General features: G+C 30.7%; 8 protein-coding genes. 5 read left to right on the forward strand and 3 right to left on the reverse strand.

Annotated features, from left to right (window positions below):
• Nucleotides 1-11 precede the first annotated feature (11 nt).
• The 3 genes from IW20_RS02485 (at nucleotide 12) to IW20_RS02495 (ending at nucleotide 4,084) form a co-directional block, all read left to right on the forward strand.
• Nucleotides 12-1,220, forward strand: coding sequence for a DUF418 domain-containing protein (locus IW20_RS02485; protein ID WP_035618311.1), 1,209 nt, complete (start codon nucleotides 12-14; stop codon nucleotides 1,218-1,220).
• A 220-nt stretch (nucleotides 1,221-1,440) separates the two neighbouring features.
• On the forward strand, nucleotides 1,441-2,649 hold the full coding sequence (locus IW20_RS02490) for a DUF418 domain-containing protein (protein ID WP_035618314.1): 1,209 nt from the start codon (nucleotides 1,441-1,443) through the stop codon (nucleotides 2,647-2,649).
• Between the two features lie 226 nt (nucleotides 2,650-2,875).
• On the forward strand, nucleotides 2,876-4,084 hold the full coding sequence (locus IW20_RS02495) for a DUF418 domain-containing protein (RefSeq protein WP_035618317.1): 1,209 nt from the start codon (nucleotides 2,876-2,878) through the stop codon (nucleotides 4,082-4,084).
• Nucleotides 4,085-4,167: 83 nt separating this feature from the next.
• Here the strand turns inward: IW20_RS02495 and IW20_RS02500 are convergent, their stop codons facing one another.
• The 3 genes from IW20_RS02500 to IW20_RS26160 all read right to left on the reverse strand — a co-directional run bounded on the left by IW20_RS02500 (nucleotide 4,168) and on the right by IW20_RS26160 (nucleotide 8,069).
• Nucleotides 4,168-6,045: a M1 family metallopeptidase gene (locus tag IW20_RS02500; protein ID WP_035618319.1), complete on the reverse strand. Its 1,878-nt coding sequence runs from the start codon at nucleotides 6,043-6,045 to the stop codon at nucleotides 4,168-4,170.
• A gap of 62 nt (nucleotides 6,046-6,107) precedes the next feature.
• The gene (locus IW20_RS02505) at nucleotides 6,108-7,733 is read right to left on the reverse strand and encodes a S8 family peptidase (protein ID WP_035618322.1); all 1,626 of its coding nucleotides are present in this window, start codon (nucleotides 7,731-7,733) and stop codon (nucleotides 6,108-6,110) included.
• Between the two features lie 162 nt (nucleotides 7,734-7,895).
• The gene (locus IW20_RS26160; RefSeq protein ID WP_165571400.1) at nucleotides 7,896-8,069 is read right to left on the reverse strand and encodes a hypothetical protein; all 174 of its coding nucleotides are present in this window, start codon (nucleotides 8,067-8,069) and stop codon (nucleotides 7,896-7,898) included.
• 303 nt (nucleotides 8,070-8,372) lie between these two features.
• On the opposite strand from IW20_RS26160, the gene IW20_RS25250 reads away from it, so the two are divergent.
• The gene (locus tag IW20_RS25250; protein ID WP_051885497.1) at nucleotides 8,373-10,772 is read left to right on the forward strand and encodes a LamG-like jellyroll fold domain-containing protein; all 2,400 of its coding nucleotides are present in this window, start codon (nucleotides 8,373-8,375) and stop codon (nucleotides 10,770-10,772) included.
• Nucleotides 10,773-10,982: 210 nt separating this feature from the next.
• Nucleotides 10,983-16,094 (forward strand): T9SS type A sorting domain-containing protein, encoded by a 5,112-nt coding sequence (locus IW20_RS25255; RefSeq protein WP_051885498.1) that lies wholly within the window; start codon nucleotides 10,983-10,985, stop codon nucleotides 16,092-16,094.
• Nucleotides 16,095-16,096: the final 2 nt, after the last annotated feature.

The raw sequence follows: 16,096 nt of genomic DNA on the forward strand, positions 1-16,096 counted from the left end.
ACGTTAATCGAATGACAAATTCTTATCAACCTATCGAACTAAGCAAAAGAACTGCTATTATCGATATTCTCAGAGGCTGGGCAATTCTAGGTGTTGCAATTGGCAATTACAGCGATTTTCTCTTTATTGGTTTACCTTCAAAAATCAATAATAATCTCGTTTCTAATATTCTCCAAATAATTAATCGTTATTTTTTTGCTGCAAAATCCTGGACATTATTAACTGTATTATTTGGCTATGGATTTGCTATTCTAATCAATAATATTGCAAGTAAAGGCAGAAATCCTGTTGCTTTCTTTTCCTGGAGAATGATTTTACTTTTTATACTGGCTTTTATTAATTCTTCTTTTTGGTTTGGCGACATCTTAAAAGATTATGCTTTTTTAGGGCTTGTTTTATTATTGTTTTACAAAGCCTCAACAAAAACTTTAGCAGTAATCTGTAGCGTACTTCTTGTTTCAATTCCATTTTTGATGGCTTACGTAAATGGTCTTCATATGGAACGCCTTGAGATTACAACTAACCCAGAATACTTAAAGCTATATAATTCTGGAAATTTGCTGGATTTTTTTAAATTCAATTTATTGGCTACTGTCCATGAGCAAATAATTGTTCCGGGATATGCAATTACAGCACATCTTGTAATGCTGCTTTGTATGTTATTTGGTCTTTTACTTCAAAAAATAGATTTCTTTGTTGACTTGGACAAAAAGACTAAACTCCTGAAACGTATTCTGTTTATTAGTTTATTTTGTGCCATTACTATCGGAATTCTTTTTACAATTGCAATCAATCAAAAAGCCGAATTTCTTAAATTTTTCCATCCTCTTTATTTGCTTATTTTAAGCACTATGATTTTTATCGCTACAGGAATTACGTTATTGTACATAAACTGTAAGCTAAAAACCATATTTAGTTATTTTCAGGTTGCAGGAAAAATGACCCTCACAAACTACATATCTCAAAATATACTGGCAGCTCTTATTTTTTCAGGAATTGGTTTGGGAATTGGCAACTCAATGCCTTATTGGTTTTATTTTTCATTGGCTGTTTTTGTATTCATTGTTCAATTATTTATAAGCAAATGGTGGCTTTCTAAATACAATTATGGTCCAATAGAATGGTTATGGAGATGTGCTAGCTACAGACAGTTCTTTCCGTTTAAAAAACCAATTCAAAACAAAATTATTTTAGAAACTAATACTGAAGCGGCTGAATAATTTATTGCTAAAGCTTTTTTGCAAATAAAAAGCCCTTAAAGAACACCGTTTCTTTAAGGGCTTTTTGCATTTATATAAATGTCATTAATTTATTGAATAACAATTATTCGTCTTATAAAAAAACTGATTACATTATAATTTTGTTATTTTTGATTGCGCTAGTAATAACACAATATTTGCTAGCAATCATCAATCAAATCACAAGAAAAACGTTAATCAAATGACAAATTCATTTCAACCTATTCAGGAAGATAAAAGAATAGCTATTGTTGATATTTTAAGAGGCTGGGCTTTATTAGGAGTCGTGATAGGAAATTATGTCGATTTTAGATATATCGGATTGGAACGTTTTATTCTTAAAAAAGGTATATTTTCAGAAATCATCAGCTACTTTAATCTGTATTTTTTTTCTGCTAAATCATGGACTTTATTAAGCGTTTTATTTGGATATGGATTTGCTGTTCTTATTAACAATGTGGCTGATAAAGGCAAAAACCCAGTTTATTTTTTTTGCTGGAGAATGTTTATCCTGTTTATTTTTGCATTTATAAATTCTGCATTTTGGCTGGGTGATATATTAAAAGATTATGCTTTTTTAGGGTTATTCCTTTTATTATTTTACAAAAGTTCAAAAAAAACAATTCTTATAAGCTGTGTAATACTTCTTTTAACTGTTCCGTTTCTTAACGCTTATATTCATTCTATAAAACAAACATTACCTGACGTACAATCGAATGCTAAATACTTAAAATTATTTTATTCTGATAACTGGTTAGATGTATTCAAGTTTAATTTACTCGGAACTTATTATCAGGAAATGATTAATCTTGCTTACGCTATTACTGTGCATGTTGTGATGTTTGCACTTATGCTTTTAGGTTTCTACGCCCAAAAAATCAATTTTTTTAATCGTTTACCTGAATTTAAAAAAACACTAAAAAGAACTATTATAATTACACTGATTCTTGCAATAATTTCTGGTGTTCTTTTTGAAATTGCAATTAAGCAGAAAATAGCTTTCACCTATTTTCATCCCGTTTTTTGGATAATAATAAATACAATGGTTTGCATTGCGTCTGGAATCTGTCTATTATATACAAACGGAAAACTGAAAACAATTTTTAGTTATTTTAGAGTTAGCGGCAAAATGACACTTACCAACTACATGATGCAGAACATTCTTGCTGCTTTCCTTTTTTCCGGAATTGGTTTCAAAATTTACAATACTTTACCTTATTGGTTTTACTTTTTCTTGGCTGTTTTTGTTTTTACAATTCAGTTATTCATAAGCAAATGGTGGCTTTCAAAATTCAATTATGGTCCTGTTGAATGGCTATGGAGAGTGTTAAGCTACAGAAAGATGTTTCCGTTTAAAAAACAAAAGCAGACCGCTATTTCTTCGGAAACCAATGCAGAAGCAACAAAATAATTATTTCAATAAGAAAACTATTTTTCGCAAATAAAAAAGCCCTTAAAGAACAATGTATCTTTTAGAGCTTTTGCATTTATACAAATGTCGCTAATTTATTGAAAAACAATTATTCAGCTTATAAAAAACTGATTGCGTTATAAATTTATTATTTTTGATTAAACTGACAATAACACATAGTTCACTCACAATAATTAATAAAATCACAAGAAAAAACGTTAATCAAATGACAAATTCGTATCATCCTATAGAACAAAGCAAAAGAACTGCTATTGTAGATATTCTTCGAGGCTGGGCCATATTAGGCGTTGCAATTGGCAACTATTCTGGTTTACCACACATTGGTTCAACACAAGAACCCAAGAACAGTATGTTATCTGAAATATTAACGAATTTCGATCAGTTTTTTTTCTCCGGAAAATCATGGACTTTATTAACCATCTTGTTTGGCTATGGCTTTGCTATTTTAATTAATAATGTCGCTGCGAAAGGCAAAAATCCAGTTACTTTTTTTAGCTGGCGAATGTTATTGCTTTTTGGCTTGGCTTTTATCAATTGTTGTTTTTGGTTCGGGGACATCTTAAAAGATTATGCTTTTTTAGGACTTGTATTATTGCTTTTCTACAAATGCTCTACAAAAACGCTAAGTATAATTTGCGCTATTCTTATCCTTATCACTCCATTTTTAATGGCTTATATCAAAGGCTTTAATTTTGAAAGAATAGTTATTATCTCCAATCCTGAATATCTAAAATTATATTATTCTGGAAACTGGCTAGACTTTTTTAAATTTAACCTATTGGCTTCTTATTACCAGCAAATCATTTCTCCTGGCTATGTTATTATAGGATATACTGTAATGCTGGCTTGTATGCTTTTTGGGGTTGTGCTTCAAAAAACAGATTTTTTTAATCGTTTAACCAAAATGAAAAAGGTTTTAATGTATGTACTTGCAATCAGTCTGCTTATTGCTGTTACAACTGGTATTGTTTTTTACTATGCAATTGAAAATAAAGCTGGTTTTCTCAAATTCTTCCACCCTTATTACTGGTTTATTTTAAGCACAATGATTTTTATCGCAACAGGAATATGCTTGTTGTACGAAAATGGTAAACTCAAAACAATATTCAAATATTTTAGTGCAGGAGGAAAAATGACTTTGACAAATTATATAACTCAAAATCTACTTGCTGCTTTTATTTTTTCAGGAATTGGTTTAGGCATTGGTAATTCTATGCCCTATTGGTTTTATTTCTCATTGGCTGTTTTTATATTTATTATTCAGTTATTTATTAGCAAATGGTGGCTTTCAAAATACAATTATGGACCAATAGAATGGCTGTGGAGATGTGGCAGCTATAGACAGCTTTTTCCGTTTAAAAAACAGAATCAAGACAACGTTATTATAGATACCAACACCAAAATAGCAGAGTAAAGTATTGCTAAAGCTTTTGCAAATAAAAGCCCTTAAAGAACAATGTGTCTTTAAGGGCTTTTTTATAGAATATAAGCAAAGATTTACTTTACTTCATATACATTATTCGCAGCTTTTATATCAGCCATTAATCCGCTTGGATCAATAGTGATTTTCTTAATTGCGCTTTTGCTTTTTGCAATTGTCAAATTATAAGTTGGCATCGCCCAAGCCCAATCATTTGAAACGGTTCTTTTCATAGAAGGATTAGGATTCTCTTTTATAAAATTCATCATTCGTAATGGAATGTAAAAGCTCTCTTTTGTTCCATCAGTATATTCTACAGTTAAATCAATAGGCATTGGCATTCTTCCAATTCTTTCTAAAGTCACAACTGTTTTATCTCCGCTATCGCTTACTTCTTTAATACCGTAATCAATTGTATTTGTAGTTTCTGTCCAATCGATTAAATACCAATCTAATTCTGCTCCCGAAACACGCTCAGCAGTTCTCTTGATATCATTTGGTGATGGATGTTTGAATTTAAAATCACTATAATATTTTTTTAGTGTTTTATCTAAATTACTCTCCCCTATCAAATATCCTAATTGAGACAAAAAGATACTTCCTTTTACATAAGAAGAAATACTGTAAGGTCTGTTCTCATCGTAACGATCACCATGTGTAGTTTGTGGTTGCTCTTTACCAGATTCTACTAATTTATAATATGCAGCATAATTTCCTTTAAACGGATTTTCTACTTTTTTATCTCCAGCTAATTCATTCAAAGCTAAATCTTCGATATAAGTTGTAAAACCTTCATCCATCCATGGGTGTTTAGATTCGTTAGAAGCCAAAACATGCTGGAACCAAGAGTGTCCTAACTCGTGTGTTGCTGTTCCTAAGATCCCTTCAAGAGTTCCGTTTCCTAACATCAAAGTACACATTGCATATTCCATTCCGCCATCTCCACCTTGTATAAATGAGTATTGTTTGTATGGATATGGTCCTACTTTATGATCATAAAAATCCATTACTTTAACCATCAAAGGCTCTAGTTTTTTCCAGTTCTCTGTAGTCTTTGGATTGTTTTTGTATAAGAAATGTAAGTCAACATCATTTGGTCCTTTTACTATATCATGCGTATATTCTTTATCGGCTGCCCAAGTAAAGTCGTGTACCATTGGCGCAACAAAATGCCAAGTAAGTGTTTTTGTTTTTTTAGGATAAACTACAGTAACACCAGCATCTTCATATCCGTGACCGATTTCATTTTTGTTTTGTAAATATCCAGAACCTCCGATTGTGTAATCTTTATCAAGCGTAATTTTTACATCAAAATTTCCCCAAACACCATGAAATTCTCTTGCGATATATGGATCTGCATGCCATCCTTCAAAATCAAATTCGGCTAGTTTAGGATACCATTGTGACATTGACAAAGCAACACCTTCTGAATTATTTCTTCCTGCACGACGAATTTGTACTGGAACTTGTCCGTCAAATTCTAATGTAAAAGTAGTTTTTGAATTTGGTAAAATTGGCTTAGCCAAAGTAACTTCCATAATAGTTCCCGAAACTCTTGTTGTAGCAGCTACACCATCTTGTTTGAAATTGGCAATATTAAGAAACCCTATTTCATTAGGCTTTAAAGTTTTCATGCGGCTTTCTTTAACATCTTTGCCATCAACTTTTACCTTATTTATCATTCTTCCATCAGGATCTTTTATAGTCTGGATTCTTGCATCCATTTCGCTTCCTGGCTGAAATGCATTAAAAAACAAATGGTAATATACTTTTTTCAAAGTATCTGGCGAGTTATTAGTATAAACCAATTCTTGCTTGCCTTTGTACAGATAGTCTTTTACATCCATCGATACATCCATTTTATAATCTACATGTTGTTGCCAATAAGGTGCATTTTGGGCAACTAGAGAGCCAAAACTAAGGCTCAAAAAGGAAAGTAATATAATTTTTCGCATGGGCTATATAATAAAAAATGGAAGGGTTGCCACCCTTCCATCGGATTAATATTCTTTACAATTTATTTTTTTGACATTTTTTCTGCCATCAATAACGCATTATAAGCATTTACCATTTTAGCCGTTTTTGACGACTCTGTTGATGAAACTGCTACTGGCTTTTGGTCTGGATTTGGGTTTTCGCCCAAAACTACCATCGACGGAAGTAAAACACCAGAATCCATTAATATCTGTTTTACTTGTGAAGCTTTTAATTTTGGATAATAAGAACGAATTAAAGCCGCAACTCCTGCAGCATTTGGAGCTGCCATTGATGTTCCTTGTAAATATTTATATTTATTATTTGGGATCGTCGCATAGATTTCTTCTCCTGGAGCATAAACATCAACATTTAACTTTCCAAAATTAGAAAAACTTGCAATTACATTCTCTTCATATACTTTATTTATCGCACCAATAGTAATTAAATTATTTGCAAATTCTTTTACATTGTCTTCTGAGTCATTTGGGTAATTGATGTTTTTGTTAATATCTATATTATACCCATCATTTCCAGCTGCGTGCACAATTAAAACATCTTTTTTAGCAGCATATTTTATAGCATCATAAACCCATTTTTTATGAGGAGAAAAGCTTTTTCCGAAACTTCCGTTGATTACTTTTGCTCCATTATCTACCGCATAACGTATTGCCAATGCAATATCTTTATCGTACTCATCTCCATCAGGAACAGCTCTTACTGTCATGATTTCAACATTATCAGCAACTCCATCTCCGCCTAAATTGTTATGACGAACCTGAGCTACAATACCAGCTACGTGAGTTCCGTGTAATGCTTTTTCTTTATCTGGTCCTGCAACATTATTATTACCATAACGAGTATCTTTAATATCCTCAGGGTTATCTCCTACAATTTTACGACCATCAAATTCTTTGTTCAAATTATAATTTAACTGATCATAAACATATTCCCTATATTCTTCTAAGCTAATTTCAAAATCAGGACCTGCATTAGTTAAAATTTGAGTCATTACATCCTTACTTCTAATTACAGCTCGATCAACCGATGTAATAGCACTAAGATCTTCAAGTGTATATTTATCTTTCTTTAAAAAATCTTTTATTGTTTTATTTGCATCCAAATAAAAATCAATCATCTGTTTTTCTTTTAAAGCTTTCTCGTATTTTTCATTATACTGTTCTAACGCATTTTTATAATCAGCAGAACCATCATCCCCTTTCTTTACAATACGGGTCATTTCTGTATTCTCGTTTACAGCATCACCAAGAAAGTTCCAACCATGAACATCATCTATAAAACCATTCTTGTCATCATCGATTCCGTTACCAGGAATTTCTTTTGCATTGGTCCAGATTTTCCCTTGTAAATCCTCGTGATCAATATCTACACCCGAATCAACAATACCTACAATTACCTTAATTCCTTTTTTATCTTTTAGTAATTCAGCATACGCTTTATCAACACTCATTCCAGGAACAGTATCTTTTACTAAATCCAGATGACTCCATCTTTTTAAATCATTTTCAGAAAGTGGGGCTTTTTTGACAATAACTAAAGGCGCTGTAATGGTTTCTTTAGAAGTTGAAACTTGTGCTTGCACTGTAGCACTACCAGCCAAAGCAAGTATTACCCAAGCTGATAAAGTAAAAGGTTTTATATGACTCATGTGTCTATAATATAATAAAAGTTAAAATATGGGCCTAAATTATGGATTTTTGCTACAATATACCAATCCTTAACAGTCAATTATGATTATTTACATAATAACCTTATATAAAAAAACCGAGTTTTTTAAACTCGGTTTTAATAAAAATACTTAAATACTACCCTATGACATTATTTCTTGATAAGTCATTAGATATACATCTTCAGCAGTAACTTCGTATGGAATTCTCCTTGAGGCTGGCCCACCAATTCCTCCGTTAACTTCTTTCAAATTATTACATTCAAGTGCTACTACACCCAAATCATTAGTTTTTTCAATAAAATCGTTTAAATTCATAATCTAGCAATTTATTTTTTCACCTACTCATTAGCTTTTCGGCATCCGCTGTATTTGAGCTAAAATACAAACAAATACTACAAAATAAAAAAGAAAAGTAAATAAAAACTTATTTTTAAAAAACAATTCAAATTACTACATCTATAAAAAATTACATCTCCTTTAAATTTTATAGAAAATAATATAAACATTCTAATAACAAATAGAAATATTGAATCTGATTACAATCGGAAGAATAAAATTTTAACACGAAATCATTTGTAATTTGTATTATTGTATATTCTAATTCAAATAGTTAAAATTATGATTAAAAAACTACTCTTACTTGTTTTATCAGCATTTTCCTCAACTTACGCTCAAACTTCTACTGTCCCAACATACGTGCCTAAAGATGGATTACTTGCTTATTTCCCTTTTAATGGTAATGCAAATGATACTAGCGGAAGTGGAAGCAACGGAAATCCTACCGATGTTACTCTAACTACCGATCGTTTTGGAGTTGCCAATACAGCCTACTCTTTTAATGGTGTCAGCAGTAATATTGATGCTCTAATAACTAATATTCCTCAAAACAATTCTCCTAGAACAATTTCGGGATGGTTCAAGACGAATAATGCCTTTACAGCCCCAGACAAATATGAAATTTGTATTTTTAACTATGGTGCTTTAGCAAAAACACAAAGACTTTCTCTTTCTGTTTACTCAAAAGGATATCTCAATGTAGTAAATGGCCCTGTTTTTACTGACGGCTCTTTTTATGTAAACAACTTTGATTATTCAAACAATGATTGGTATTTCTACACACTTACATACGATGGAAATAAAGCTTCATTATTTATTAATGGCGAATTTGCATCTGAAAACTTCATAACTTTAAACACTACAGGCAATACTTTCAAGATAGGACAAAGAATTCTTGGCGATACTACCGATGAAAGCTTCAAAGGCAAAATAGATGATATTGGAATTTGGAATCGTGTTTTAACTCCAACAGAAATCATGGCTTTATATGAGTCTGGTGACACAAGCAATTTTTACACATTAATCCCAGACGCAAACTTTGAGAAAAAGTTGATTGCCTTAGGTTATGATTCTGGTCCTATTAATGGAAAAGTAGTGACAGCAAACATTTCATCTTTAACTTCCTTAGACGTCTCTGCCAGCCAAATAACAGATTTAACTGGAATTGAAAGCTTTGCAGCTTTACAGGTCCTTAATTGCAGAGCTAATTCCTTATCAAATTTAAATGTTTCTAAGAATACTGCTTTAACATTTTTAAATTGTAGCAGTAATAAACTAAAAAATTTGAATATTTCTAATAACACTAATTTAAAAACGTTAAGCTGCGATAGCAATCAATTAACCAGTTTAGATGCCTCTAGCAACATTGCTTTAACAACTTTATATTGTAGCTCCAATAACGTACTAGCAAATCTGAATGTTTCTAAAAATACTGCTTTAACATATTTACAATGCAGTACCAATAAACTAACATCTCTAGATGTTACCAACAATACTGCTTTAACATATTTAAATTGCAATGGCAATCAATTAACTAGTTTAGATGTTGAAAAGAACATTTCTCTAAATGTTTTATCAGTAGCAACCAATCAATTAACAAATTTAAATGTTTCTAAAAATGTTGCCTTAACAGAATTATATTGTACTGTTAACCAATTAACCAATTTAGATCTTTCAAAAAATATTGCTTTAACACATTTCACTTGTAGTGAAAACTTACTATTAAAAAGTCTGAATTTAAAAAACGGAAAGAATACTCTTTTAAAAAGTTCTAATTTGGAATTAATTTACAATCCAAATTTAACTTGTATTCAAGTAGACGATGTTGCTTATTCTAATGCAAATTGGTCAAGTAAAAAAGACGCTGCGGCCAGTTTCAACACCGATTGCTCTCCAAAATACATACTACTACCTGACAATAATTTTGAACAAAAATTAATTGATTTAGGAATTGATACTGATGGTTTAAACGGAAAAATAACAATTGCAGATATAACCTCAGTTACCTCTTTAAATCTTTCAAATAGTAATATTTCAAATTTAGCTGGTATCGAAAATTTCACCTCATTAACAGATTTAGATTGTAGCAATAACCAAATAAGTACTTTAAACCTAAATCAAAATCTACTTTTAGAAACACTTAATGCGTCTTCTAACCAAATTACCACTTTGGATTTATCAAAAAACACCAATCTTAAAATCATATACATTGTAAACAATCCATTAATTTCATTAAACCTGCGAAACGGAAATAATACAAAACTTATCGTCCCATCAAAAGCTGGAAAAAAAGTAGTAAGTATTAGTACAAGCTTCCTTGGTCTTAATAAACTAGGATGCATTCAAGTTGATAATGAAGAATATTCAAATGCAAATTGGTTTAACATAAAAGAACCAACAACTACTTATTCAAACACTTGTAAAACTTTAGGCGTTGAAGAATCCATATTCGATAAAGTTGTAATTTATCCTAACCCAACAAAAGGAGAATTACACATAAATAATATTTTACTAGACAAAGCGACAGTTTATGATGCATTGGGTAGGCTAATAAAAACAACAACTTTTAGTACAGGTAATAACGATAATGTAATTCATTTAGCCGGTTTACCAAAAGGTATTTATTATGTATATCTAGAAAGCGAAGGCGCAAATACTGCTAAAAAAGTTATCGTAGAATAACCATAATTAGCTAAACTAAAAATCCCATTTTTCGATATAATGAAAATGGGATTTTTTTGAGGTAATTTTTAAAATATGCAAAAATTTAAAACTTATTCTAAACATACTTAACAATTTTATCATAAAAAAGATACAAAATATAGAATAAAATCAAAAAAGAAACCATTTCTAATTTGTATTATTGCATTACCTAACTTTTCAAACCAATCTATGAAAACAAAACTACTCTTATTGCTATTACTAGCAAATTTTTCTATTTATGCGCAACAGTACACCTCCATTCCTGATGTGAATTTTGAAACCAAACTGATTAGTCTGGGCATTGATTCAGGTGCTCCCGATGGAAGAGTTCTGACATCCAAAGTAGCTTCTTTAACTTTTTTAAATGTTGAAAAAAGCGCCATCACAGACCTTACCGGAATTGAAGCTTTTACAGCTTTAAAAGAATTGAGATGTTCCTCCAATCGACTGACACAGTTAAATCTATCTAAAAGCATTGCTCTAACCTCTCTGGAATGCAGCAACAATCTATTAACCACACTTAATATATCTAATAATTCATTATTACTAACATTAGACTGTTCTCAAAATGTACTCACGGCGCTTGATTTTACAAATAATACAGCACTTAAAACTATTTATTGCTCCAGCAATCAACTTACAACTTTAAATGTCTCTAAGCTGTTAATGCTGGAGCAATTTTATTGTGATACCAATAAAATCGAAACTCTCGACGTGTCTTCTAATGTTAATTTGTACCGCTTCGCGTGCCATACCAATTTACTAAGAAATCTGGATCTAAGCAAAAACACCAAACTCAATCGAGTACAAGCCCATGACAATCGTTTGATCAGTTTCAATATCCAAAACGGGACAAATTATTTGTTTAATGATTCTTTTTCTACGTTAACCTTCGCAAGCCCTAATCTAAAATGCGTTCAAGTAGACAATGTAGAAGAGGCAAATGTGCGCTGGGCTAGCGTAAAGGCTGGTGCACAATACAGTACATATTGTTCCCCTTATACCATAATTCCTGATGCCAATTTTGAAAAGAAACTAATCGCTCTGGGTATTGACAAGGATGGTGAGAACGGCAAAGTTCTAACAGCAGATATTACTTCGGTAACTTCCCTGAATGTTTCAAATAGTTCTATTACTGATCTGACTGGTATTGAAGATTTTCACAGTTTAACTAATTTATCCTGTGACGGAAACCAACTTAGCACGTTGAATATTACCAAAAACATCTATTTAACAGCCTTAAGCTGTAATCAAAATAAAATAACTACTCTGAATCTAGACCGTAATCCTGCTCTAAAAACGCTGTCCTGCTCTTCTAATCAATTAACAAAAATTGACTTGATTTACAATCGTTCTTTGCAAAGTATTGATATCAGTCAAAATAAATTCGAAAAATTAGTGACGGGCTATAGTGAAGCATTAACTTATTTAAATCTAAATGAAAATCTAATAACAAGTTTAGATTTATCAATCAACCGAGCATTAACTTCTTTATCTTTAGACGCAAATAAATTAACGACTTTAAATCTTACTAATAACACTTTACTTACCAATGCTGTCTCTTTCAAATCAAATCCAGATTTGTATTGCGTTCAGGTAAGTGACGTAGCAAAAGCAAATACAAATTGGTTCGATAAAAAAGATATCACAACATCTTTTTCTTCAAGTCCTTGTTTACTTTTAGATTATTTTACCTTAATTCCTGATGTTAATTTCGAAAACAGACTGATTAGCCAGGGTATTGATTCAGGAGTTGCCGACGGAAAAATTCGCACAACCAAAGTAGCTTCATTGACCTCTCTGAATGTGTCACAGAGCTCCATTTCAGACCTTACCGGGATTGAAGCTTTTGTTTCTCTAAAAACTTTGAATTGCGCAAACAATCGATTAACTAAATTAAACGTGTCTAAAAACACCGCATTAACCTCTTTAGAATGTAATAATAATCAGTTAAGCACACTGGAAATATCTAATAATCCATTATTACTTGTATTGGAATGCTCTAATAATAATATATTCGGGGTAAATTTTTCTAATAACACAGCACTTACATCCATTAGATGTTATAACAATTTTATATCTAATATAAATGTTTCTAAACAATTAGCATTACAAAGTCTGGATTTTGGCTTCAATAGGGTACAAAATATCGACTTGTCTTCCAATACGAACCTGCAGTCTCTAATCTGTAATAACAATTGGTTAACGAGTCTTGATTTAAGTAAAAATAATAAACTGACCAATATGCTTGCCTTTGTCAACGAGCTAAGCAGCCTAAATATCAAAAATGGAGCAAATAACCTATTCTATAATCCTGGCTCAGCCATACGCTTCGATTACAACCCTTATCTAGCATGTATTCTGGTTGATAATGTAGAAGAGGCGAATGCGCGATGGTCTAACCAAAAAAACCCAAAAGCAAGTTTTAATACAGATTGTACACCTTACACTTTAATTCCTGATCTTAATTTTGAAAAAAAATTGATCTCTTTAAGCTTTGACTCTGGAGAACCAGATGGAAAAGTACCCACTATAAACATTCAATCTTTAACTAGTTTAAATTTAATGGATAGCGCTATTAAAGATTTAACAGGAATTGAAGCATTTAAAGACTTAAAGGATCTGGATATAAGTATCAATCAAATAACAACATTAGATCTTTCTGCAAATACCAAATTGACCTCACTAAATGCAGTACAAAACAAATTAAAAGCCATAAATATTAGAGCAAATACGCTATTGACACATTTATATATTAGTAAAAACGAATTAACTACATTAGATATAAGTCAAAATACAAAATTAACGAATATTGGTATTCGCGACAATAGCTTAACAACTCTTAATGTTTCTAAAAGTTTAGATTTAAGAAGTTTGGACTGTTATAATAATCAATTAAACTCACTCGATATTTCTGAAAACACCCAATTAATCTCCATTAATTGTGGCTCAAACAAATTAAAGACTCTTGACATTTCTAAAAATTTAAATTTAAAATCTGTGATCTGTGATAATAATCAAATAGCAGATCTTAATCTGTCCCAAAATAAAAGTTTAATTTCTCTATATGCATATAAAAATAATCTAACAGCTCTCGATCTTTCTAAAAGCATCGCTTTAGAATTTATTTATTGTTCTGAAAACCAACTAACGTCTATTAACCTTCCTGACAGTAATAGTTTGAAAAAAATAGATGTAAATGACAATAAATTAACCGATCTTGATCTTTCAAAATATCCTAATTTGAATAATCTTTGGTGTGCTAACAATCAATTGACTAGCCTTAATGTTACAAAAAATCTAAATCTTAATGCACTACATTGTTATACCAATCAAATAACAACTCTTGATGTTTCTAAAAATCAATCTTTAAAGGAGCTATATGTTTATGAAAATCAATTAAAAATAATAGATATCTCTGATAACAAAGCCTTAGAAATTTTTTGGTGTTATAGTAATCAACTAACAACTCTTGATGTTTCTAAAAATACAGCTCTGAATAATTTAGTTTGTTCTAAGAACAATTTAAACAATTTAAACGTAAAAAATGGAAACAATGTTAATTTAAACCTTAACAACACTGGCTTTTTAAATAACCCAAATCTAACTTGTATTCAGGTTGACGATGTTGCCTTTTCTAATACAAACTGGTCAAACAGAAAAGATACTACTGCCATTTTTTCTTCTACCCCTTGCCCCGTAATAACACTTTATACCTTAATTCCTGATTCAAATTTTGAAGATAAACTAATAGCACTTCAAATTGATAAAGACGGTAAAAATGGTAAAGTAGCAACAACCAGTATTAATAGTATCACAAAATTAGATTTAAACAATTCGGGAATCAAAAGCTTAATAGGAATTCAGGATTTTGTCTCTTTAAAAACTTTATCTCTTAAAAACAACCAATTATCAACTTTAGACATTTCTAGTAACAATGATTTGATAAATTTAGATGCTTCTCTTAATCAATTAACAAGTATAGAAATTTCTAAAAACACTAATTTAACAAGTTTAGACGCTTCTCTTAATAAGATAACAAGTATCGATGTTTCTAAAAATATAAAATTAGAAAGTTTGATTATTACAAATAATGAATTTACAGATCTAAACATCTCTAAAAACACAAATTTAACTGCATTATACATTAATTACAATAAAATATCCACTATTGATATTTCTAAAAATACATTACTAACTTCTTTATACGCAGTTAGTAATAAATTGGAAAGTCTAAACCTTACAAACAATAAATATTTAGCTACAATAGATGTAGCATCTAACCAAATATCAAGTTTGGATGTTTCACAAAATACTCTTTTACAAGTCATAAAAGTATCAGAAAATATTTTAAAGACATTTGATGTATCTCAAAACCCAACTTTGAATTTTTTAACTGTTAATAATAACCAGTTAACAAGCCTTAATTTAAAAAATGGTAAAAACACATTATTAACTAGCGGTAATATCTCTCTTTATTCAAATCCAAAATTATATTGTATTCTTGTCGATGATATTACCTATGCCAATACCAACTGGTATAATAGAAAAGATACTTTCGCAGCTTATAATACGGAGTGCGCCGGAGAATTAATTTTACCCGTTAACAATTTTACTGTTGAAACTAAAGGAGAATCTTGTATTGGTGAAAATAATGGAGAAATAAGCATTGTTGCAAAAAACTCATTTGCATATACTGCAACGATCAATGATAAAGTATACGCTTTTACTAACAATAGTTTAAAAGTAGCTAGTTTAACTCCGGGTGTTTACAAAATCAAAATCACGATTCCTGAGATGATTTTCGAGCAAAACTTTACTCTTACTATTGCAAAAGGCGCTACAATTACAGGAAAATCAAGCATGACATCTAAAACAGTCGATGTAGAAATTACAGCAGGAACTGCACCATTTACAGTTTTTGTTGATGGCACTGAACAGTTTCAAACCAATGATGCAACATTTTCTGTAGATGTTACTAAAAATGCCTTAGTAGAAGTAGCTACTGCAAAAGCTTGTGAAGGTGTTTTTGCCAAAAAAATTTCAGTTACAGATTTCCAACCACAAATTTTATTGGCTTATCCCAATCCTACTACAGGTAGTTTAGCAATTGAAATTCCAAGTACTAAAGACAAAGTTAAAATAGAATTATACAATTTCTCTGGTCAATTAATTTCGACTAAAACATATTCTATCGAAAGCGGAAAAACACAATTGAATCTTGAAAATCAACCTTCAGGAATTTATGCTGCAAAAATTTATTTAGACACTCCAGAATACATTAAAATTATAAAAAAATAAAA

The organism is Flavobacterium hydatis (genome assembly GCF_000737695.1).
Classification (GTDB): Bacteria; Bacteroidota; Bacteroidia; order Flavobacteriales; family Flavobacteriaceae; genus Flavobacterium; species Flavobacterium hydatis.